The sequence below is a fragment of the Streptomyces sp. CG 926 genome, from assembly GCF_003148825.1.
In the GTDB taxonomy this organism is placed as follows: domain Bacteria; phylum Actinomycetota; class Actinomycetes; order Streptomycetales; family Streptomycetaceae; genus Streptomyces.
In genome coordinates this window covers 19,523-40,505 of the sequence record NZ_QGGZ01000025.1, presented here as the reverse complement: position 1 = coordinate 40,505, position 20,983 = coordinate 19,523, and the positions used below count along the sequence as shown (strand labels likewise).

Annotated in this window: 20 protein-coding genes and 2 pseudogenes; 10 read left to right on the top strand and 12 right to left on the bottom strand. The window is 70.7% G+C overall.

The annotated features are described in order from the left end of the window. Positions 1-81: 81 nt before the first annotated feature. Positions 82-447: pseudogene (locus BCL76_RS40230) on the bottom strand (acylneuraminate cytidylyltransferase family protein); the annotation flags it as partial. After that, positions 444-1,814 carry a DUF6716 putative glycosyltransferase gene (locus tag BCL76_RS37825; protein WP_109784035.1) on the bottom strand — a complete coding sequence of 457 codons (1,371 nt, stop codon included), beginning with the start codon at positions 1,812-1,814 and terminating at the stop codon, positions 444-446. The pseudogene BCL76_RS40230 and the gene BCL76_RS37825, both read right to left, overlap by 4 nt. A 176-nt stretch (positions 1,815-1,990) precedes the next feature. Here BCL76_RS37825 and BCL76_RS37820 point away from each other — a divergent pair, with 176 nt between their 5' ends. Both BCL76_RS37820 and BCL76_RS37815 read left to right on the top strand, forming a co-directional pair. Further along, positions 1,991-2,995, top strand: coding sequence for a glycosyltransferase family 2 protein (locus BCL76_RS37820; protein ID WP_109784034.1), 1,005 nt, complete (start codon positions 1,991-1,993; stop codon positions 2,993-2,995). Further along, positions 2,995-4,341, top strand: a complete 1,347-nt coding sequence (locus BCL76_RS37815) for a polysialyltransferase family glycosyltransferase (RefSeq protein WP_109784033.1) — start codon at positions 2,995-2,997, stop codon at positions 4,339-4,341. The genes BCL76_RS37820 and BCL76_RS37815 overlap by 1 nt, the downstream gene beginning before the upstream one ends. On the opposite strand, the gene leuE is transcribed toward BCL76_RS37815, so the two are convergent. After that, the gene (leuE, locus tag BCL76_RS37810; RefSeq protein ID WP_030712550.1) at positions 4,334-4,984 is read right to left on the bottom strand and encodes a leucine efflux protein LeuE; all 651 of its coding nucleotides are present in this window, start codon (positions 4,982-4,984) and stop codon (positions 4,334-4,336) included. The two genes, BCL76_RS37815 and leuE, sit on opposite strands and share 8 nt — an antisense overlap. A gap of 45 nt (positions 4,985-5,029) precedes the next feature. Continuing rightward, positions 5,030-6,610 carry an acyl-CoA mutase large subunit family protein gene (locus BCL76_RS37805; protein ID WP_109784032.1) on the bottom strand — a complete coding sequence of 527 codons (1,581 nt, stop codon included), beginning with the start codon at positions 6,608-6,610 and terminating at the stop codon, positions 5,030-5,032. 205 nt (positions 6,611-6,815) lie between these two features. On the opposite strand from BCL76_RS37805, the gene BCL76_RS37800 reads away from it, so the two are divergent. Next, the gene (locus tag BCL76_RS37800; RefSeq protein ID WP_109784031.1) at positions 6,816-7,694 is read left to right on the top strand and encodes a L,D-transpeptidase family protein; all 879 of its coding nucleotides are present in this window, start codon (positions 6,816-6,818) and stop codon (positions 7,692-7,694) included. A 315-nt stretch (positions 7,695-8,009) separates the two neighbouring features. Here BCL76_RS37800 and BCL76_RS37795 read toward each other — a convergent pair whose 3' ends face one another. Beyond that, positions 8,010-9,053 (bottom strand): hypothetical protein, encoded by a 1,044-nt coding sequence (locus BCL76_RS37795; protein ID WP_109784030.1) that lies wholly within the window; start codon positions 9,051-9,053, stop codon positions 8,010-8,012. After that, on the bottom strand, positions 9,053-9,796 hold the full coding sequence (locus tag BCL76_RS37790; protein WP_109784029.1) for an RNA polymerase sigma factor: 744 nt from the start codon (positions 9,794-9,796) through the stop codon (positions 9,053-9,055). Before BCL76_RS37790 ends, BCL76_RS37795 begins: the two co-directional genes overlap by 1 nt. A 340-nt stretch (positions 9,797-10,136) precedes the next feature. Here BCL76_RS37790 and BCL76_RS37785 point away from each other — a divergent pair, with 340 nt between their 5' ends. The 5 genes from BCL76_RS37785 to BCL76_RS37765 all read left to right on the top strand — a co-directional run bounded on the left by BCL76_RS37785 (position 10,137) and on the right by BCL76_RS37765 (position 14,326). Next, positions 10,137-10,769, top strand: a complete 633-nt coding sequence (locus tag BCL76_RS37785; RefSeq protein WP_109784028.1) for a 2-oxo-4-hydroxy-4-carboxy-5-ureidoimidazoline decarboxylase — start codon at positions 10,137-10,139, stop codon at positions 10,767-10,769. Positions 10,770-10,921: 152 nt separating this feature from the next. After that, the gene (gene sdhC / locus BCL76_RS37780) at positions 10,922-11,302 is read left to right on the top strand and encodes a succinate dehydrogenase, cytochrome b556 subunit (protein ID WP_109784027.1); all 381 of its coding nucleotides are present in this window, start codon (positions 10,922-10,924) and stop codon (positions 11,300-11,302) included. A 5-nt stretch (positions 11,303-11,307) separates the two neighbouring features. Continuing rightward, entirely contained in the window at positions 11,308-11,790 is a 483-nt protein-coding gene (locus tag BCL76_RS37775) for a succinate dehydrogenase hydrophobic membrane anchor subunit (RefSeq protein ID WP_109784026.1), read from the top strand. Positions 11,791-11,813: 23 nt separating this feature from the next. Next, on the top strand, positions 11,814-13,568 hold the full coding sequence (gene sdhA, locus BCL76_RS37770) for a succinate dehydrogenase flavoprotein subunit (protein ID WP_109784025.1): 1,755 nt from the start codon (positions 11,814-11,816) through the stop codon (positions 13,566-13,568). Then, the gene (locus BCL76_RS37765) at positions 13,568-14,326 is read left to right on the top strand and encodes a succinate dehydrogenase iron-sulfur subunit (RefSeq protein ID WP_030763246.1); all 759 of its coding nucleotides are present in this window, start codon (positions 13,568-13,570) and stop codon (positions 14,324-14,326) included. The genes sdhA and BCL76_RS37765 overlap by 1 nt, the downstream gene beginning before the upstream one ends. Before the next feature lie 418 nt (positions 14,327-14,744). Here the strand turns inward: BCL76_RS37765 and BCL76_RS37755 are convergent, their stop codons facing one another. The 5 genes and pseudogenes from BCL76_RS37755 to BCL76_RS37740 all read right to left on the bottom strand — a co-directional run bounded on the left by BCL76_RS37755 (position 14,745) and on the right by BCL76_RS37740 (position 17,937). Continuing rightward, complete coding sequence (locus BCL76_RS37755; protein WP_109784024.1) at positions 14,745-15,098, bottom strand: ASCH domain-containing protein; 354 nt, start codon at positions 15,096-15,098, stop codon at positions 14,745-14,747. Then, entirely contained in the window at positions 15,095-16,204 is a 1,110-nt protein-coding gene (locus tag BCL76_RS37750; protein WP_109784023.1) for a hypothetical protein, read from the bottom strand. Before BCL76_RS37750 ends, BCL76_RS37755 begins: the two co-directional genes overlap by 4 nt. A 19-nt stretch (positions 16,205-16,223) precedes the next feature. Next, positions 16,224-16,527: pseudogene (locus BCL76_RS37745) on the bottom strand (hypothetical protein). Beyond that, the gene (locus tag BCL76_RS39360; protein WP_181382897.1) at positions 16,520-16,693 is read right to left on the bottom strand and encodes a hypothetical protein; all 174 of its coding nucleotides are present in this window, start codon (positions 16,691-16,693) and stop codon (positions 16,520-16,522) included. The pseudogene BCL76_RS37745 and the gene BCL76_RS39360 overlap by 8 nt, the downstream one beginning before the upstream one ends. A gap of 86 nt (positions 16,694-16,779) precedes the next feature. Next, positions 16,780-17,937 carry an XRE family transcriptional regulator gene (locus BCL76_RS37740; RefSeq protein WP_258310151.1) on the bottom strand — a complete coding sequence of 386 codons (1,158 nt, stop codon included), beginning with the start codon at positions 17,935-17,937 and terminating at the stop codon, positions 16,780-16,782. A gap of 261 nt (positions 17,938-18,198) precedes the next feature. On the opposite strand from BCL76_RS37740, the gene BCL76_RS40225 reads away from it, so the two are divergent. Then, positions 18,199-18,333, top strand: coding sequence for a hypothetical protein (locus BCL76_RS40225; RefSeq protein ID WP_258310146.1), 135 nt, complete (start codon positions 18,199-18,201; stop codon positions 18,331-18,333). A gap of 55 nt (positions 18,334-18,388) precedes the next feature. Continuing rightward, positions 18,389-18,958, top strand: a complete 570-nt coding sequence (locus tag BCL76_RS37735) for a hypothetical protein (protein ID WP_109784021.1) — start codon at positions 18,389-18,391, stop codon at positions 18,956-18,958. Here BCL76_RS37735 and BCL76_RS37730 read toward each other — a convergent pair. Then, the gene (locus BCL76_RS37730) at positions 18,934-20,925 is read right to left on the bottom strand and encodes a DUF6596 domain-containing protein (protein WP_109784057.1); all 1,992 of its coding nucleotides are present in this window, start codon (positions 20,923-20,925) and stop codon (positions 18,934-18,936) included. The genes BCL76_RS37735 and BCL76_RS37730 overlap by 25 nt on opposite strands. Between the last annotated feature and the right edge of the window lie 58 nt (positions 20,926-20,983).

The following is a 20,983-nucleotide window of genomic DNA, read 5'->3' as shown; positions in this document are numbered from 1 at the left end:
GCCGTCGGCCCCTTCCCGCCAGAGGAAGCCGTGGAACGGGGCCACGGTCAGAGCCGAGTCGGCCGCCCCGGAGGCGACGGCGACGGCGACCGACTCGACGTCGGAGGTGGTGAGGAAGGGGCTGGTGCACTGGACGAGGAGGACCACATCCACGGCGAGGGAGTGCAGTTCCTCGAACGCGGCGAGCGCGTGCAGGACGGCGGCCTCGCTGCTCGCGGTGTCGCCGGAGATCGCGGTGGGGCGGGCGATGACGTCGGCTCCGGCGGCGCGGGCGGCGGCGGCGATCGCCTCCGAGTCGGTGGAGACCACCACGTCGGTGACGGTCGGCGCGGCCCGGCAGGCCAGGACGGCGCGGGCGACGAGCGGAATGCCGGCGACCTCCGCGAGGTTCTTTCCCGGAACTCCCTTGGAGCCACCGCGGGCCGGGATGACGGCGAGGACCCTCACAGCTCCCCCAGCCTGCGGATGACCGGGGCCACGCGCTGCACGCCGTGCCGGTAGGCCCCGCGGGCGGCCTCGCGCAGGTGGCCGCGCAGCCGCCGGCGCAGCCGGGACTCCCCCGCGGCCGGGCGCACCGCGCCGGGCAGCGGGGTGCCGTCGGGCGCGAGGTGGTGGCGGGCGAGGATCCCGGGGAGGTATCCGGGGGCGGTGGTGCGCGTGTAGTAGGGGGCGGGTGAGGGCAGCCGGGTCGCGGCGAGCAGGCCGGCGACCTTGGCCCGGGCGACGGCGTAGGCGTCCGGACCGGCGGCCCCGTCCGGGGCGGCGACCGCGGCGCCGTCCCCGGCCCCGACCGCCCGGTCCGGGCCCGGTGCGGGCAGGACGCCCTGCGCCGCCAGCCAGAGCGGATCGCCGGTCGGCAGGAGCCCTGAGTCGAGCTGGTCCCAGGAGGCCAGGCAGCCGGATCCGAGGAAGTGGTGGTTGCCGAGCGCCTCGCGGATGCCGAGGTCGGTGAGGATCGCCGTCGGGATGGACCGGTGCAGGGATTCCAGGGCCGCGGTGGAGGAGACGGTGACCAGCAGGTCGGTGCCGTCCAGCACCTCGCCCATGTTCCCGTACACCAGGCGGCAGTTGGCGGGCAGTCCGCCGGGGATCCGCTCCGCGAGCCGCTGGTACGGCTGCTCCTCCAGGTGTGTGGTGTGCTCCCCGGGCTTGCTGCGCAGCTTGATCAGCACCTCCCGGTCGGGGTGCAGTCGGGCGTGCCCGGCCGCCCGTTCCAGCAGGTAGGCGCGGTCGGCGCGGCTGTCGGGCACGGAGGGCTGGACGGCGAAGACCACCGTGTGGGCCCGGCTCCCGGCCGGCTCGTACGGCGCTCCGCCCAGGAAGGGCAGCGCGGTCTCGGTGACGGCGGCGGCGTCCGCGCCGACCCCCTCGTACACGGCACGGAACCGCTGCGCGTCGTGGCGGGAGTTGGCGAGCACGAGGTCGGCGCCGTGCCGCAGCAGCAGCCCGTCGGCGAGCTTCTCGTAGACGACGCCCACGTAGCCGGTGACGAGTACGGGGCGCCTGGCCGGGGCGGGCCACAGGGCGCGGGCCCCGTGCAGGACGGCTTGGACGGCCCCGCCGACGAGCGCGAGGACGACCACGTCGTAGCGCTCGCGTTCGATCTCGGCGAGGAACTCGGCGCAGGTCACCTCGGACAGCCGCTCGGCCCGCACCCCCACCTCGCCGAGCTGGCGCGCGGTGGGCGTGGCGCGGCCGCGCAGCAGGAAACCGGTGAGCTGGTGGTCGGGCACGAGACGGCGGGCGGTGAGTGCGCCCCATTTCCATCGCGTATCGGAATCGGCGAGTACGGCGACGCGTTTGCGTTCTGGCACGCGGCAGAAGCTATTCCGCAATTTCGGTGATCGGCCCAACGACCGCACAACAGCGGGTTAACAACGCGTCTACGAAATGCGAAAGCGTACGGGTTAACTCGCCCGCCCCGCGCCGTTCACATGGAATCCGCATCCGGGCCACAGTGAATGACGGGCGGCGCCCTAATGTCTCGCGGGTGCCCAAGCTCTCTGTTGTCGTGCCGTTCTACAACGTGCAGACATACGCGCCGGACGCCCTGAAGAGTCTCGAACTCAACGCCCGGGAGGATTTCGAGTTCCTGCTCGTCGACGACTGCTCGACGGACGGGACGCCCGACCTGCTGGAACGGGCGGCGCGCGAGCTGCCGGGAGCGGTCCACCTCAGACACGAGCGCAACGGGGGCCTCGCCACCGCGCGCAACACCGGTCTGGACGCGGCCCGCGGCGAGTACCTGACGTTCCTGGACGGGGACGACTGGCTGGCGCCCGGACACCTGGCCCGGACCCTGGCCGCCATAGAGGCCCTGAGCTGCGACTTCGTCCGGACCGACCATGTGCGGTGCACGGGCAGGGCGCGCAGCGTCCAGCGCGTCCCCTACGGCCCCGAGGCGGTGGTCGCCGCGCCGCGCACCGCGATCCTGCCATCCGACCGGGCCACCTCGGTGGACTATCCGTACGCCTGGGCCGGGATGTACCACCGGCGCCTGCTGGACCGCGGGGTCCTGCACTTCACCGACGGGCTGCGCACCGCGGAGGACCGGCCGTGGATCTGGCGGCTGCACCGGGAGGCGGCGTCCTTCGCCGCGGTCGGGCTGCCCGGCGTCTTCTACCGGCGCGGAGTTTCCACCTCATTGACGCAAGTGGGGGACGAACGACAGCTCGATTTCATTCGTGCATTCGATCAGGTGCTCGCCGAAGTCATCGCCGACCGGGAATCAGATCGACTTCTCCCGAAAGCCGTCCGGACCTATTGTGCAATTATCGCCCACCATGTGGGGTCCATCGAAAGGTTCGAGCCGGACGTGGCCAAGAAACTCCGTACGATGAGCACCGCCGCGCTCGGCCGCATGCCGCAGGACGTACTGGACCAGGTCCTGGACTCGATGGACGTCGAGCGCTCCACCGTGCTGCGCCGCCTGCGCACCGGCCGCCGCCCCGTCACCCCCGCACGCAAGGCCGCCCCGTCGGGAGCGAGTGTCTGATGCCCACCCAGATCTTCCTGGCCTCCACCCTCTACGGTGTGGCCACGCTCGCGGCGGGCATCGACGCGGGCTCCTTCCCGTCCGCCGGTCGGCGCATCCTGCTGACCAGCAACCACGCCGTCACCGCCGAGGTCGCCCCGGGGGTCACGGACATGCCGGGCTTCGGCGCCCTGCGTTCGCGCTTCGACGAGGTCCTCGACTGGAACCGCGTCATCGAGCCGCAGCACCCCAGCACCTGGGCCCCGCGCGCGGAGGACGTCCCGATCTGGGAGCGGCAGCTGCGCTCCCTGTGGCGGCTGGGCGAGGACCGGATCGAGCTGATCGTGGAGTCCCTCCAGGTCCCGCCGGCCCAGAGCCTGTGCCGGCTCTTCCCCGGCGCGGCCGTCGATGTCTACGCCGACGGGCTGATGAGCTACGGCCCCACCCGCTTCCGCCTCGACCCGCAGCTCGGGATGCGGGTGCGCCGGGTGCTCCACCTGGATCTGGTGCCGGGGCTGGAACCCCTGCTGCTGACGGAGTTCGGGGTACGGGTGGAACTGGTCCCGACGGAGCCCTTCCTCAAGGTCCTCGCCGAGCTCGCCGACGCCACCGCGGACGCGGCACCCGAACCGGCCGCGCCCCCGGCCCTCCTGCTGGGCCAGTACCTCTCCGCCCTCGACCTGATGACCCTGGCCGAGGAGGAGGAGCTGCACGTGTCGATGGTCCGGGGCGCGCACGCCCTGGGCCACCGGGAGCTGGTCTTCAAACCGCACCCCGGGGCCCCGGCCGCGTACTGCCGCCGTGCCGAGGAGGAGGCCGAAAGACTCGGCGCCCGGCTGACGGTGATCGCCGCCCCGGTCCTGGCGGAGACCCTCTACCAGCGGCTGCGCCCCGCGCTGGTGGTCGGCTGTTTCTCCACCGGACTGCTGACCGCCGCCACGCTCTACGGGCTCCCGGTGGCCCGGACCGGCACCGACGCCGTGCTGGCCGCGCTCACCCCGTACCCGAACAGCAACCGCGTCCCGCTGGCCCTGGTGGACGCGCTGCTGCCGGACCTCGCCGACGCCGAGGCGGTCCGCACCTGGACGCCTCCGACCCCCGAGCAGGTCCGGGCGGAGCCGGCGGCGCTGCTGACGGCCGTCGGGTTCACCATGCAGCCGCAGATCCTGGCCTCCCGCCGGCCGGCGGTCGAGGCCTACCTGGCCAAGCGCCTGACCCCGCGCACCTGGCGGTACTTCACCCGCCGCCGGCTGACCACGCTCGGCCTGCCGGGCGGCATCCCGGCGCAGCTGTCGTTCCTGCCGCGCAGCCCGGCGGTGCGCCGGGTCGTACGGCGGATGGGGTGGCTGCGTCGGGCGCTCAGCTGACGGCGAGCTTGGCGGCGAAGCCGAGGAACAGCACGCCCGCCGCCGAGGTGGCTCCGGCCGACAGCCGCTTGCGACGCCGGAAGGCCGCCGAGAGGCGGGTGCCGCCGAAGATCAGCATCGTCAGGTACAGGAAGCTGCCGGTCTGCAGCAGGCCGCCCAGGAGCAGGAAGGACAGCGCCGGGTAGGCGTAGGACGGGTCCACGAACTGCACGAAGAAGGACATCAGGAACAGGATGGCCTTCGGGTTGAGAAGACTGATCAGCAGCGCCCGCCGGTAGGGCCGCTCGTTCTCGGCCGGGTCGGCGGGGGCGGCCGCCTCCGCCTCGGCCCGCTCCGCGCGCGTACGCCACAGCGCCCAGGCGCCCCGCATCATCCCCACGGCCAGCCACGCCAGATAGCCGGCGCCGAGGAACTTCACCACGGTGAACACCAGCGGGCTCGCCCGCAGCAGCGCCCCGGCGCCCACGGCGGTCAGCAGCATGAGCACGGCGTCGCCGGTGAACACCCCGGCGGCGGCCTTGTACCCGGTGCGCACCCCGCGGCGGGCGGCCACGGAGAGCACGTAGAGGGAGTTCGGGCCCGGCAGCAGAATGATCAGCACCAGGCCGGCGAGATAGGTCGGAAGATCTGTCACACCCAGCATGCGCAGGAGTGTCCCATACGGTTGCACCTGTCGCGCCAGTGTGTTTCACCAGGTGGAACCGGTGGGCTCGTACGTGCCCCAGACCTCGCGCAGCGCCCCGCACACCTCACCCACCGTGGCCCGGGCGCGCAGCGCCTCCTTCATCGGGTAGAGCACGTTCGCCGTCCCGGCCGCCGCCTCCTTCAGGGCCGCGAGCGCCGCCGTCACTGCCGCCTCGCCGCGCTCCGCCCGCAGCCGGGCCAGCGCCGCGCACTGGCGTGCCTCGATCGCCGGGTCCACGCGCAGCGGTTCGTAAGGTTCCTCGCGCTCCAGCGTGAAGCGGTTGACCCCGACCACCACCCGCTCCCCGCTCTCGGTCTCCTGCGCGATGCGATAGGCGTTCCGCTCGATCTCGGCCTTCTGGAAGCCGGCCTCGATCGCGGCCACCGCCCCGCCCTGGTCCTCGATCCGGCGCATCAGCGCGAGCGCCGCCGCCTCCAGCTCGTCGGTCATCCGCTCCACCGCGTACGAGCCGGCGAAGGGATCCACGGTGTGCGGCACGTCCGTCTCGTACGCGAGGACCTGCTGGGTGCGCAGGGCGAGGCGGGCGGACTTCTCGGTCGGGAGCGCGATCGCCTCGTCGAAGGAGTTGGTGTGCAACGACTGCGTGCCGCCGAGGACGGCGGCCAGGGCCTGCACGGCCACCCGTACCAGATTGAGTTCCGGCTGCTGCGCGGTGAGCTGGACCCCGGCGGTCTGGGTGTGGAAGCGCAGCATCAGCGACTTCGGGTCCCGGGCCCCGAACTCCTCCCGCATGACGCGGGCCCAGATGCGCCGGGCCGCGCGGAACTTCGCGACCTCCTCCAGCAGGGTGGTGCGGGCGACGAAGAAGAAGGAGAGCCGGGGCGCGAACTCGTCGACCGCCATCCCGGCGGCCAGGGCCGTGCGGACGTAGGCGATGCCGTCGGCGAGGGTGAAGGCCACCTCCTGCGCGGGCGAGGCGCCGGCTTCGGCCATGTGGTAGCCGGAGATGGAGATGGTGTTCCACCGGGGGATCTCGGTCCGGCAGTAGCGGAAGGTGTCGGCCGTCAACCGGAGCGAGGGGCCGGGCGGGAAGATGTACGTCCCGCGCGCGATGTACTCCTTCAGCACGTCGTTCTGGACCGTCCCCGTCAGTTGCGTGCCCGAGATGCCCTGTTCCTCCGCCACCAGCTGGTAGAGCAGCAGGAGCAGCGCGGCGGGCGCGTTGATCGTCATCGAGGTGGAGACCCGGTCGAGGGGAATCCCGTCGAACAGCGTCCGCATGTCGTCGAGCGAGTCGACGGCGACGCCGACCTTGCCCACCTCGCCCTGCGCGAGGGGGGCGTCGGAGTCGTGTCCCATCTGGGTCGGCAGGTCGAAGGCGACGGACAGTCCGGTACCGCCGCTCTCGATGAGCTGCCGATAGCGCGCGTTGGACTCGGCGGCCGTGCCGAAGCCGGCGTACTGCCGCATCGTCCAGGGGCGACCGGTGTACATATTCGGATAAATCCCCCGCGTGTAGGGGAAGTCACCCGGTTGACCCAGTTCGACCGTGGGGTCCCATCCCGTCAGGTCACCCGGCCCGTAGACGGGTTCGAGGGGAATTCCGCTCTCGGTCTGTGCCATGTGACGTAGTCCTCCGTGTAGCAAGGGGGCCCGGAACTGGTAGAACCTCCCCCGAGCCGGCGCCGGGGTTCCCCGGTGGCGTATCGGTTCGTAAGGCTGCGGACGACTGCCGGTCACAATGGCGCAACATCCCGGAGCCGAGTGCAACTGTCCACGCACGCGGAGCATCACCTAGATACACGACACAGAAACCGGGGGGACTGCAATGCAGCGCCAGAGAGTCATAATCCGCACGATCGGGGTGGCAACCGCCGTCGCATTCGCCGCGACCGCCTGCGGACCGCAGAAGACGGAGCCCGTCGCCTCCGCCTCCTCGGCTTCGTCCTCGCCCACGGCGGGCACCTCCCCCGAAGCCTCTCCCTCCACCGACAACAAGCCCGGCGAGGCCTCGGCGTCGCCGTCCACCTCCGCCTCCCCGTCGGCCTCCGCCTCGACCTCCCCTTCGCCCTCGGTGAAGGCGATCATGGCGAACGGCGACGAGAACGACCAGGTGCGCGATCTCCAGGCCCGGCTGCGCCAGCTCAAGCTGATGTCGGTCGCGCCGACCGGCTTCTACGGCTCGAAGACGACCGCCGCGGTCAAGACCTTCCAGTCGAAGAACGCTCTGACCGCCTCCGGTTCGGTCGACGACGCCACCTGGAAGAAGATCCAGGCCGCCAGCAAGAAGCCCACCGCCGACGAACTGCGCCCCTCGACCGTCAACGAGGTCGACGCCCCGGACCCGCGCTGCATGCAGGGCCGTGTCATGTGCATCAGCAAGGAGAGCCGCACCCTCGCCTGGATGATCGACGGCAAGGTCGTCTCCACGATGGACGTGCGCTTCGGCTCCGAGAACACCCCGACCCGTGAGGGCGTGTTCGACGTGGGCTGGAAGGCCAAGGAGTGGACGTCGACGATCTACCACACGCCGATGCCGTACGCGATGTTCTTCAGCGGCGGCCAGGCGGTCCACTACTCCGCCGACTTCGCGGCCCGCGGCTACAACGGGGCCTCGCACGGCTGCGTGAACGTCCGGGACAAGGCCAAGCTGTCGGCCCTGTTCGACCAGGTGAAGGTCGGCGACAAGGTCGTCGTCTACTGGTGATACCGCCGGCGCCGGAGGCGGGGCCGCAATCCGGTCCCGCGAGCCCGTGCCCACGGCCCGCGAACAAGAAGCACCGAGCAAGCAGCACGAAGCAAGAGGCACGAAGCAAGAAGCCCGAGGCGGTCGCCTCGGGCTTTTTCCGGTCCGAACGTAATGGGCGCGGGCAGGGCCGGGGGAACGTGCCCCGCCCGCGCCGGTTGCGCAGAGCCCAGGGGTACGGGGGGAACCCCGGCTCATGCGCGGCCGATGACCAGTCGGCTCGATATGTACTGCGCCGCCGGTTCGAAAAGTGTTACAGGCAGGTCAGCACATGTGTCAGCGGCCGGTGCGCAGGTCGACCGAACCCCGCGGAAGCGTCGGCGTGAGGGTCGGCGCCCGGAGCGTCCCGCCCCCCAGTTGGGTGTCGCTGCGCTTGCCGCCGGCGTCCCCGGCGTCGAGCACCGACTTGCAGTAGTCCGGGATCCGGGTGAGTCCGTTGGCCAGGCGCGAGAGCCGCTCGCGGCGCACCTCGTCCAGCCGGCCCGCCTTGAACTCCGTGCAGAGGTCAGCGACCTTCAGACGGGTCTCGCCGTCGCGGTCGCGGTCCTTGCCGCCCGTGGTGCCGCCACCGAAGGTGTCCCGGTCGGGGTCCTTGCCACCGATGCCGCCCGCGGCGGCGGCGCCGCCCTGGAGGTCCTTGCCCGTGCCGGCCGTCGCCGAGGTACCCGCGGAGGTGTCCGCGCCCGCGCCGGTCCCGGGCGTCGCGGTACGCCCGTCCGTCCAGGGGGGCTGCGTCGTGCCCGTGGCGGGCGTCGGATTCGAGCCATTGGGCTGCGGGGTGGGCGTCGGCTTCGGACCGGCGCTCGGCGCCCCGCTGCCGATACCCGGGGCCGGGTCCTCGCCGGCGCTCACGGACATCGCCGGACCGGGTCCCGCGCTGTCGTGCCGGGACCGCTCCAGCAGCCCGGCGCCCGCCGCGGCGGCCAGACCGCCCACGGCGACACTGGCCAGCGCCGCCGCCAGACCGAAGCTCACGGCGCGGCGGCGTCGGGGAGCGGGCACGGGAACGATGCGGCCGAGGTCGACCAGGGGTTCGTCGGACGGGGCCGTCACGGCAGGCGCCGCGGCGGACACCGGCACAGGGCGCGCGCCGCCGCGAGCCGTACGGAAGGCGGCCACCGCCGCGGCCTCACCGGGCAGTTCCGCGCCCGCGGGCAGCGGCGCGTTCACGCCACCCAGGACGTCCAGGGCAGCACGGAGCCGCGCCGCCTCCTCCCGGGCACGCTGATCGGCGGCCGGCCCCACAGGTTCCACCGGTTCGCCGCGCAGCAGTTTTTCCGCCGCGGCTTCGTCCAGCCACCTGTTGCGCTCGTCGGCCATCACATGTCCTTCTGCGTCCGCCAACGTGAATCCGTCACACCGGTTTGTTCTACGAAGCCCCCGCCCCTGCCACGCTGCGCGGGTACGGCGTCGAGATCCCTCCCGCCCCCGCCGCCCCACGCCTGGCCACGGGCATTATGGCCGACCGCCGGGCCCGGGCCCGAGCCGGTGTCCGGGTCCGGCTCGAAGCCGCCCTCCGGGCCGAGCAGCTCGGCCAACTTCTTCAGGCCCCGGTGGGCCGCGGTCCGTACGGCGCCGGGCCGCTTGCCCAGGGTCTCGGCGGCGCTCTTGGCGTCCAGGCCGACCACGACCCGTAGGACGACGGCCTCGGCCTGGTCCTGCGGAAGCTGCGCGATGAGCGCCATGGTGCGGCCGGTGGAGAGGGACTCCATGGCCGCGCCCGCGGTGTCGCTCTCGGCGGCCCAGCTCGTCAGCTCGGTGTCGTCGCCCCCGATGGCGGGGCGCCGGCCGCGCATGCGGATGTGGTCGAGGGCGCGGTTGCGTGCGATGCGGGCCGCCCAGCCGCGGAAGCGGTCGGCGTCGCCGGTGAAGGAGTCGAGGTCGCGGGCGATCTGCAGCCAGGCCTCGGAGGTCACGTCCTCCGCGTCGCCGTCCCCGACGAGCGTGCGTACGTACCCGAGCAGCCGTGGGTGCACGGCGCGGTACACAGCACGGAACGCGTTCTCGTCGCCGTCCTGTGCCGCGAGCACCGCGGCGGTCAGCTCCGCGTCGTCCCCCAGCAAAGTCCCCAACCCGTTCACTGTCCTGTACGTGTGGCGCAAATCAGCACGTTACGGCTTTCAAGTACCTCTCGTCCACGAGTGATACAACGTGCAACCAATCCTGTGCGGAGCGAGGTGTGACACAAAACGCACCCGAGGCGCTGACAGGGGTACGGGCTTGTCGCACGAGCCCGTGACGGATGGCGACCGGGGCCTCTCCTGTGGGGGGTGGCGGCCTCGGTCGCCCTCCCCTTCCCGAGCTTCTCACCATGCCTGCCCGTGACGCCCACGTCATCCTTTCGGCTCACTTCCGGGTGAAATCCCCGAATCGGTACGACACACCCTGCCCTGCGTCGATAGCGTGGCGGTACACCCCCGCCGCGCCCCGAGGAGCCCCCTGCTGTCCAGCCACCTTCCGGCACAGGCCCCAGGGCGCACCTCCCGGACCGGATCCGGGGGAAGTTCCGATCCTTCTCACGGCTTCGGGCTGGCTCGGTTCAACGCCCTGTCCCCCGAAGCCGCCCAGGCCGTCCTGCTGCAGTGCTGCGGAAGCAGGCGCTGGGCGCACCGGGTGGCGACGCACCGCCCCTACCCGGATCCCGGGGCCCTGCTCGCCGCCGCCGACGAAGCCTCGTACGACCTCTCGCAGCGCGACCTGACCGAGGCGCTGGCCGCGGAGTGCTCGGCGGAACTGGACCACGGGGCGCCGTACGCCGCCCTGCTGGCCCTCGACGCGGCCCATGCGGAGTACGAACGGAAATTCGGCCACGCCTTCGTGATCTGCCTCGACGGGCACCCGCCGGACGAGCAGGCCGACCAGCTGCTGGGCGCGATCCGGCGGCGGATGGGCCACGAGGTCGACGAGGAGCGCTCGATCTCCGCGGACGAGCTGCGACGGGTCGCGCAGGCCCGCCTCCGGGATCTGACACGCCGGCTGACCTCGCCGGATGGGCTGACTGCCACGGAAATCGGGCTATTCGCCCCTGTGGGATAGCCCGTACGTGCCTGTTTGATCACACCGATGGCCCCCGCGCAAGGGAACCGACAAAGCGTCGCTACGATGTCCGGGGCCGGAGGACCGTACCCGGCCGGGCCCGACCGACAAAGAAGCCGGCTGGCCCCCGCCCCGCTTCCGGAGGGTTTTCCGTGCCGGCTGGAACGTTGTACCGCGGCCGGGAAGGAATGTGGTCCTGGGTGGCTCATCGAGTCACCGGCGTCCTCATTTTCTTCTTCCTGTTCGTACACGTCCTCGACACCGCTCTCGTCCGCGTCTCCCCCGAGGCGTACGACGATGTCGTGGCTACCTACAAGACTCCGATCGTCGCGCTGCTGGAATACGGCCTCGTCGCCGCCATCCTGTTCCACGCGCTCAACGGTCTCCGTGTCATCGCCGTGGACTTCTGGTCCAAGGGCCCGCGCTACCAGAAGCAGATGCTCTGGTCCGTCGTGGGCATCTGGATCGTGCTGATGGTCGGGGCCCTCTACCCCGTCCTGGGCCACGCCTACCTTGAACTGTTCGGGAAGTGACACGCATGTCTTCTGACACTTCTTTCGAAAAGGGCGTCGGTGACGTGGAGGGCGTGTCCCTCTACGACGTCGAGAACCCGGCGCCTTACATCGAGGCCCCGCGCAAGCGCACCGGCAAGACCCCGCGCTCGACCCGCGGGAACTTCGAGATGGTCGCGTGGCTCTTCATGCGCCTCTCGGGCATCGTGCTCGTCGTCCTGGTCATCGGCCACCTGCTGATCCAGCTGGTGCTCGACGGCGGCGTCTCCAAGATCGGCTTCGCCTTCGTGGCCGGCCGCTGGGCCTCCCCGTTCTGGCAGGTCTGGGACCTGCTGATGCTGTGGCTGGCCATGCTGCACGGCGCCAACGGTCTGCGTACCGTCATCAACGACTACGCGGAGCGTGCCAACACGCGGCTGTGGCTGAAGGGCCTGCTCTACACCGCCACGGTGTTCACCATCCTTCTGGGCACGCTGGTGATCTTCACCTTCGACCCGAACATCCGCTAGGCAACGGGGCTGAGGCGAAACCAATGAAGATCCACAAGTACGACACCGTCATCGTCGGCGCGGGTGGCGCGGGCATGCGCGCCGCCATCGAGTCGACGAAGCGCAGCCGCACCGCGGTGCTGACGAAGCTCTACCCCACCCGCTCCCACACGGGCGCCGCGCAGGGCGGCATGGCCGCCGCGCTGGCCAACGTGGAAGAGGACAACTGGGAGTGGCACACCTTCGACACGGTCAAGGGTGGTGACTACCTGGTCGACCAGGACGCCGCCGAGATCCTGGCGAAGGAGGCCATCGACGCGGTCCTCGACCTGGAGAAGATGGGCCTGCCGTTCAACCGCACCCCGGACGGCACCATCGACCAGCGCCGCTTCGGCGGCCACTCGCGCAACCACGGTGAGGCGCCGGTCCGCCGGTCCTGCTACGCCGCGGACCGCACCGGTCACATGATCCTCCAGACGCTGTACCAGAACTGCGTCAAGGAGGGCGTGGAGTTCTTCAACGAGTTCTACGTCCTGGACCAGCTCCTGGTCGAGGAGGACGGCGTCAAGAAATCGGCCGGTGTGGTCGCGTACGAGCTCGCCACCGGCGAGATCCACGTGTTCCAGGCCAAGGCCGTCATCTACGCCTCCGGCGGCACCGGCAAGTTCTTCAAGGTGACCTCCAACGCGCACACCCTCACGGGTGACGGCCAGGCGGCCTGCTACCGCCGCGGCCTGCCGCTGGAGGACATGGAGTTCTTCCAGTTCCACCCGACGGGCATCTGGCGCATGGGCATCCTGCTGACGGAGGGCGCCCGTGGTGAGGGCGGCATCCTCCGCAACAAGGACGGCGAGCGCTTCATGGAGAAGTACGCGCCGGTCATGAAGGACCTCGCGTCCCGTGACGTCGTCTCGCGCTCCATCTACACCGAGATCCGTGAGGGCCGCGGCTGCGGTCCCGCCGGTGACCACGTGTACCTGGACCTGACGCACCTGCCGCCGGAGCAGCTCGACGCGAAGCTCCCGGACATCACCGAGTTCGCGCGCACCTACCTGGGCATCGAGCCGTACACGGACCCGATCCCGATCCAGCCCACCGCGCACTACGCCATGGGCGGCATCCCGACCAACGTCGAGGGTGAGGTCCTGTCGGACAACACCACCGTCGTCCCGGGCCTGTACGCGGCCGGCGAGGTCGCGTGCGTGTCGGTGCACGGCGCGAACCGCCTGGGCACCAACTCGCTGCTGGACATCAACGTCTTCGGCAAGCGCTCCGGCATCGCCGCCGCCCGGTACTCGCAGGAGAACGACTACGTCGAGCTCCCGGAGAACCCGGCGCAGCAGGTCGTCGACCTCGTCGAGCACCTGCGCAACTCCACGGGCAACGAGCGGGTCGCCGACCTGCGTCTGGAGCTCCAGGAGACGATGGACGCGTGCGTGATGGTGTTCCGTACGGAGCAGACCATCAAGACCGCGGTCGAGAAGATCGCGGAGCTGCGCGAGCGCTACAAGAACGTGTCCGTCCAGGACAAGGGCAAGCGCTTCAACACGGACCTGCTGGAGGCCATCGAGCTGGGCAACCTGCTCGACCTGGCCGAGGTCATGGCCGTGTCCGCGCTGGCGCGCAAGGAGTCCCGCGGCGGTCACTACCGCGAGGACTACCCGAACCGCGACGACGTCAACTTCATGCGCCACACCATGGCGTACCGCGAGGTCGGCGACGACGGCAAGGATTCCGTCCGGCTGGACTACAAGCCCGTCGTCGTCACCCGCTACCAGCCGATGGAGCGTAAGTACTGATGGCCACCCCCACCCTGGACAAGATGGAGGCCGCGGCCGCGGCCTCGCCGTTCATCACGGTCACCTTCCGGATCCGCCGCTTCAACCCGGAGATCTCGGAAGAGTCGGTCTGGCAGGACTTCCAGGTCGAGATCGACCCGAAGGAGCGCGTGCTCGACGGTCTCCACAAGATCAAGTGGGACCTCGACGGCACGCTGACGTTCCGTCGCTCGTGCGCGCACGGCATCTGCGGCTCCGACGCGATGCGGATCAACGGCAAGAACAGGCTCGCCTGCAAGACGCTGATCAAGGACATCAACCCGGAGAAGCCGATCACCGTCGAGGCCATCAAGGGCCTCACCGTGATGAAGGACCTTGTCGTCGACATGGAGCCCTTCTTCCAGGCGTACCGCGACGTGATGCCGTTCCTGGTCACCAAGGGCAACGAGCCGACGCGCGAGCGCCTGCAGTCCGCCGAGGACCGCGAGCGCTTCGACGACACCACCAAGTGCATCCTGTGCGCCGCGTGCACGTCCTCGTGCCCGGTGTTCTGGAACGACGGCCAGTACTTCGGCCCGGCGGCGATCGTCAACGCGCACCGCTTCATCTTCGACTCGCGTGACGAGGCCGGCGAGCAGCGGCTGGAGATCCTGAACGACAAGGACGGCGTGTGGCGCTGCCGCACGACCTTCAACTGCACCGACGCGTGCCCGCGTGGCATCGAGGTCACCAAGGCGATCCAGGAAGTCAAGCGCGCGCTGATCACGCGCCGCTTCTAGCCTTCTTGACGCACCTCTCGCACCGCTCGGCCCTGGCGGGCCTCCCCGGCTTCGAGAGGCTGCGCCGGACTCCGTCCGCCGGTCTCGGCTGAGACCGGTGGCCGTCAAGGGCCCGCACCCCCTTCAGCAAGTTCCAGGGGTGCGGGCCTTCGGCATGTCCGGGACTCGTCAGGCGGCTTCGGTCGCGGACGTTCGTGTAGCCGAGGGTGGTCAGCCGGTCGGCAACCTGGCCGCTGTTCGGGCAGGCCGGGTTGGAGCAGTAGGTGACGATCGTGGCGTCGAGGTCGGGAAGCAGGTCCGGGGCCCGGTCGCCCACATCCGCTCGCACGAGCTCGACCGCAGGAGGCGATCGGGCCGACGGGGGCCTCAGCCGGGGCTACTGGCCGAGAGGCGTCGCGCGATGTCGCCCCTGTCGAAGTCAGGTCAACCTGATCTCGATGGCCAGGGCACCCAGCGCCTCTCTCTCGGCCCCGTAGATGGCCCGGATGTTGGTGAGCTGCTGTTCTCGGCTGGAGGTGGGGTTGACCTGCTCCGGGCCCTCACCGTCCATCAGGGCCTCGAATCCGTCGTACTCGGTGACTCTCAGGACCTCGACGTGACACACCTCGTCGGTGCCCTTGATCCGAAATTCGATCCGGTCACCTGCCGCGAGGTCTGCGAGATGCGGGTACTTCACCCTGACCTCGATCGTCTTCTGTCCGGCAGCGACCAGTTCGAAATAGCGACGGTAGAGGTTCAGGTGGTGGATCCGGGGGTGGGGCTTGGTGCTCATGCTGAGGTACTGCTCCCTGCTGTCGCCATCACGCGGCCCATTTCAGCCGCCGAGTACGAGCGGAAGAAGTGGCGAGGGTCCGAGAAGAGGACTTCAGACAGCGCCAGTAGCCGCTCGGCGTACTCGGCCAACGAGCCAGACCATAACCGGGTGTCCAGCATCCATGGTTCCGTACCGTCAGGCAGCGATGAACGTCCTTCACGGATCGAAGACTTGGACAGCTTGGCGCCCGTGTCGGTGACAATCTGCGGGCAGAACAGGCGGACGGGGAGCTGCCCCTGGGTGAGCCCCGCGGCCTGGAAGGCGCCATCGACGAGGTGGGAGCCGAACACCCAGTCACCACCCTTGACCATGACGTGCAGAGTGCTGGAGTCTGTGGACAGGGCGAGTTCTTTGACCAGGTTTCGGTACAGCGTGGCGAGGTCAAGGTAGGCGCCGCGGCCGGGACCGATGATCTCGCTATAGGGACCGTGGTGGAGGCAGTGGGCGTACACCTGGGCGCCGTCCCTGCCCTCCATGACGACCCGGGTCCGCTCAGCGTGTTTTTCCGCCCAACCGCAGTCGGGTTCGAGGCAGGGCACCCGCACGTGCGGGACCCCGGTCGACGGGGCGAGCCACCACCGGCAGGCGTCGATTCGCGGCAGCAGCCGCAGCCAAGTGCGGCGGTAATCCTCGCTTCGCTGCTGGTCCGAATACGTCTCGACGCGGTACGTCACACCGGTCGCCGCCGACAGGGCTTCGAAGAGGGGCCGGTACAGCTCGTCGACTTGGGCGCTGATCCCCTGCTCGCCGATGGCCTGGGCGTAGGCACGCTGATAGCGGTGTCCTGTCGATGGGTCAATGGCGATCTCGTACGGCGCGTTGTCCAGGGCCCCGAATCCGACGGCGACGGGGAGCCCATAACGGTCACGTGTCCGAGCGGCAGCCGCGAAGGTGAGAGCCTGAACCAGGCTCGTGCCGATGTGGGGCGCACCATTGATCTGCGTGCCGACGCCGAAGGTGATGCGGTCCGGCTTGGCCGCGTGGATGCGTGGCGCGAGGACGTCCTCAACGCTGGTCAAGGCGTTGGCCAGCACGGTGTTCGGTGAAGCGGGGTGAGCGGTCATGTGTCGCTCCATGGGATGGTTAAAAACGGGCAGATGTCAGAAGGTGCCGGTGAGGATCGCGGCGAGTACGACGACCACGAGCACGAACTGGAGGATCTGGCGGCGCAGCTCGCTCATGCCGACTCGATGTTGTCGACGGCGGTCGTGATCTCACGGCCGGACGGGATCCGGATGTAGGCCAGCTCCACCCAGTGTTCGCCGATCGCCGAGCTCGACACGTTCTCGTTGATGACAGCCATCAACTCGCCCTCGACGCCGGACGCGATGTCGCGCACCCGCTTGCGCAGCAGGCGGTGCGGTACGTACTCGTACACCTCAGACATCCGGCTGCTCCTCGTCGGCGCCGGTGAAGCGCTCCCAGCCGGCCATGGCGCGGTCGAGGAGTTCGGCGCTGGGCTCGCCTACGGTGCGCATGTCCAGGCGTGTTTCGTCGGGGTTATCGATGCTGAGCACGCCATGGGCGCAGCGCTGCGAGATGCGGCTGGTCACGGGTCACTCCCTACCGTCGTCAGCGTGTGGTGACACCACAGTGAGGGCAGGGCAAACGAAGAAGGGGCCCGGTTTGGGCCCCTTTGCTACGCGGCCAACAGGCCGATGTCGACGGCCAGCTGACTGGCCCTCTGGCGCCGGTCCGGTAGCCGTGACGTCGTCTCCTCCAGCACGATCGAGCGAGCGTACCCGTTGTAGCGGATCGTCTCCGGCGCTGTCGCGTGCGCCTGCTCCAGAGTCGTCAGCGCAGCCTCCTGCTGCCCATCGAGGAAGTAGGCGCGCGCCTGCTCAATCCGGTGACGGGCACGCCGCGGCCGGGACGGAATCGCGTCGGCCTCAGCCCGGTTGGCCTGCCGTACGGACTCGCCGCCGGCCCGCAACTCGACAGCCACGGTGACGCTGTGCGCGCCCATCACGGCCCGGCCGAAGCTGGTGACCCGGTGGAAGTAGCTGGGCGGAAGCTGCCGGGAAATGCCGTCTGCGCGGTCCCACCACCCCCACGCGGTGCCCGTATCGCGGCGCTTCGCAGCGGTCAGCCCCGCCTCGACGCGGAGCGCGCCCGTGATGGCCTGCACGTCGAGGGTGGCTTCGGCCAGGCCGGACTCCAGCAGGCGCAGGGCCTGCATCACCACGTCGTCTGCGCCGTCGTAGTATCCGGGCCCGGAATCGCGGTGCGCCTGCGCCGACAGCCAGGCCGCGACACCGATGGCGTGCGGGTCCTCGGACTCCTGCGCGGCCGCCATACCGCGCTCGGCCACCCGCCACAGCAGCGACGGGTCCGGCTGGTAGGCGACGAAGAACTGGGCAAGGAAGTACACCTCGGCCTGGAGCGCCAGGGCCACGCGCCGATCGGCCGCAGTGTCGGCCTGCCGTACGGCGAGCTGCGCATCCCGGATCAGCCCGGGCAGCAGCCCGCCGATGACCTCGCGGTGGTTCGCCGCTCCGTGGCGGGCCGTCCACGCAGCGTCCAGGGCCGCGCGCAGAAACTCCCGGGACGGCGCCTCTCGGGTGCCGGGAGCCGGGTAGGTGGAGAGGGCCGCTTGGACCGCTGGAAGCCGGTCGTGACCGGGTCCCTGAAACAGGTCGGTGTGCGGCTCGGCGCCGATGTCCCCTACGAGGTCGTTCAGGCGGCGTACGCGCAGGACTTCAGCGATGCGGAGGATCTCTGGCAGTCGCGGCATTCTCATGGTGCCCGTCTCGACTTTCTTGACCCACGAGGCGTGGTGGCCGAGGAGCCCGGCCAGCTATTCGCGAGTCATGCCTCGACGGTTGCGGTAGATCTGGACACGTTGCCCGAACGCGACGGGGTTGTCATACGGGTCGGGGGTAGCAACAGATGACACGGCCTTGCCCCTTCTCTGTGCAGCTCGACATTGAACAGCCTAGGGCGCAGGGCCGACTCCGTGTGATCCAGAACGCACGAAAGCGCCCCGCAGGCTGAGAGGGGGCGTTGTGCTGTTCGCGCCGAGATCGATGGCACGGTCGTCTGGGGCAAGACCGGCTCCATGGGCCGTTCCACGAGCGGCGTGTTCGCCACCGAGGGCGGGCGGCGTACGGTCGTCTACTCCCTCCTTCCTGCGAGCAGGGACCGCGAGTTGACGCGCCTGCACCTCACGGCCCTGGTGGGCGCGGCGCTCTGACCTGGTTGCGGATCCGGGGGTACAGGGCGGAAGTCCCTGTGGAAGGATCGGCGGCATGAGCGAGCAGCAGCCGAATCCGTACACGAGCGACCCCGCCGGCCAGGGCGGTCAGCCCGGCACGCCCGCCACCCCCGGCCAGGGCGACTACAAATGGGGTCCCAGCGAGGCCAGTTACGGCTACCCGCAGCCCTACCCGGCACCCCCGGCCCCTCCGGCCTACCAGCCGACCATCGGCGGCGCCGGTATCCCGGCCCCCGCGTACAACGCCCCGGGCCCGGTCGGCGGAGCGGGTCTGTCCCTCGGTGACATCACCGTGGCCGGGGACCAGATCATCACCCCCTCCGGCAACATGCCGCTCCGGGGCGCGATGTGGAACGCGACCGACTTCTCGCGCACCGAGGAGAAGATCCCGCCGCACGCGATCGTGCTGGCGATCGTCTTCTTCCTCTTCTGCCTGCTCGGCCTGCTCTTCCTGCTGATGAAGGAGAAGACCACCACCGGCTACATCCAGGTCACGGTCACCAGCGGTGGCCGCCACCACTCCACGATGATCCCGGCGGTGGACGCGTACACCTACCAGTGGGTGATGTCGCAGCTCAACTACGCGCGGTCGCTCAGCATGTGAGGCGCGGGCTCCGCCGGTCGGGCCCTGAGCCGGCCCAGCGTGTAGCCGCCCGCCGCCGGGTCCAGGGCCCGGGTGGCCTCTTTGAAGAGGTACTCGGCCCGCTCGTAGGAGAGGCGGCGTCGGCCCGTCTGCGGGCACAGGTCGGCCGGTGCGGGTGGCCGGCCCGGTCCGGGCCGCCGGTCGGAGAGGAACACCGGTCCGCGGGTCCGACCGGCCAACAGCGCGGGCAGCAGGCGTGCGGTGCCCGAGCGCCAGCTCACCCAGGTGCGGCCGACCGGGGCCCGGCGGTCCTCCAGGTCCAGGTCCTCGACGTCCAGTGAGAGGACGGCCTTCACCCCGGCCCCCGACTCGTGCAGCAGCCGCCACAGCGTGCGTTCGCGCAGCGGCAGGTCCGGGTCGTGCCAGAGCGCGTCGAGCCGGACGGGGTCCGGTGCCGGCGCCGGGGAGCGGGTCTCCGGGCGCCGCTCCAGTTGTGCCGCGAGGTCGTCCAGGCCGGCCCAGGAGCCGAAGGACCGCACGGCCGAGCGGTGCCGGTTCCAGGTCCTGGCCGCCGCCCGGCCCCAGGCCGTCGCGAAGACGCCCGCCACCTGGTCGGCCGTCAGGGAGGCGAGTGGGCGGCGGTCGCCGAGGGTCAGGCGCAGCCGCCGGAGGGTCTGTCCGTAGGAGCGGACCGTCGCCGCCGCCGGCTCGTCGCGGGCGAGGAAATCGCGGGTGGCCTCCCCGAGCGTGGGACCGGCCGGGAGCGTGTCGGTGATCGCGTCCGCCCGCCGCTCCAGGAAGGCGCGCTCGGCGGCGTTGCGGGTGAGCGCGGCCGCCCGGTGGAACTCCAGCCGCGCTTCGTGGTGCCGCTCCAGGCGCGCCAGCAGGTCACCCCTGACGCTCGGCAGGAGGTGGTAGTCGCGCAGCGCGGGATCGGCGAGCAGGGAGTCGACCAGGTCCAGGCCCGCCTGGGGCCCGTGGGCCATCCCGAGCGACACGGCCCGGTTGAGCTGGACGACCGGGGTCGGCAGCAGCCGCGCCAGGGCCTCGTACAGGCCCGCGATCCGGGGCCAGTCGGTGTCCTCGGCGGTAGCGGCCTGCGCATGGCAGACGGCTATCGCGGCCTGCAGGAGGTACGGGCCGGGCGACGTCCCGCCGACCTGCCGGGCGCGCAGCATCGCGGTGAACCCGCGGCGGATGAGCAGCTGGTCCCAGCGCCCGCGGTTCTGCTCGTGCAGCTGTACGGGTTCACCCGACGGGCCGGTGCGCGCGGCCGAGCGGGAGGCCTGGATCTCCATCAGGGCCACGAGTGCGTGCACCTCGGCCTCCTGCGGCGCGAGCTCCGCCAGCAGTCGGCCCAGCCGCAGGGCTTCGAGGCAGAGCCCGGGCCGCATCAGATCGTCGCCCGAGGTCGCCGAGTAGCCCTCGTTGAAGATCAGGTAGATGACCTCCAGGACGGACGAGAGGCGTTCGGTCAGCTCGCCCTCGTCCGGCAGGTCGAAGGGCACCCGCCGCTCGGCCAGGGTCCGCTTGGCGGCGGCGATGCGTCGGGCGATCGCGGCTCCGGTGACGAGGAAGGCGCGGGCGATCTCCTCGGCCGTCAGGCCGCCGAGCAACCGGAGCGTCAGCGCGGCCCTGGCCTCGGTCGGCAGGACGGGGTGGCAGGAGATGAGCATCAGTCGCAGGACGTCGTCCTGTTCGGGTTCCCGGTGCTGTTCCCACTCGTGGGCGAGTTGCTCCTGCTTGTGCGTCAGCCGTCGGTCGCGCCGGATGTGGTCGACCGCCCGCCGTTTGGCGGTGGTCGTCAGCCAGGCGCCGGGGTTGTCGGGGATTCCGGAGACGGGCCACTGTTCGAGTGCGGCGACGAGTGCGTCCTGGGCCAGTTCCTCGGCGAGGCCGACGTCGTGGACCATCCGCGTGAGCCCGGCGATGATCTTCGCGGACTCCAGCTTCCAGACGGCGTCGATCGTGCGATGGGTGTCCGGCACAGGCACGATCACAGCACCGGCCCCGGCTCGTACGCAAGCCGGGGCCGGCCGTCCGCCG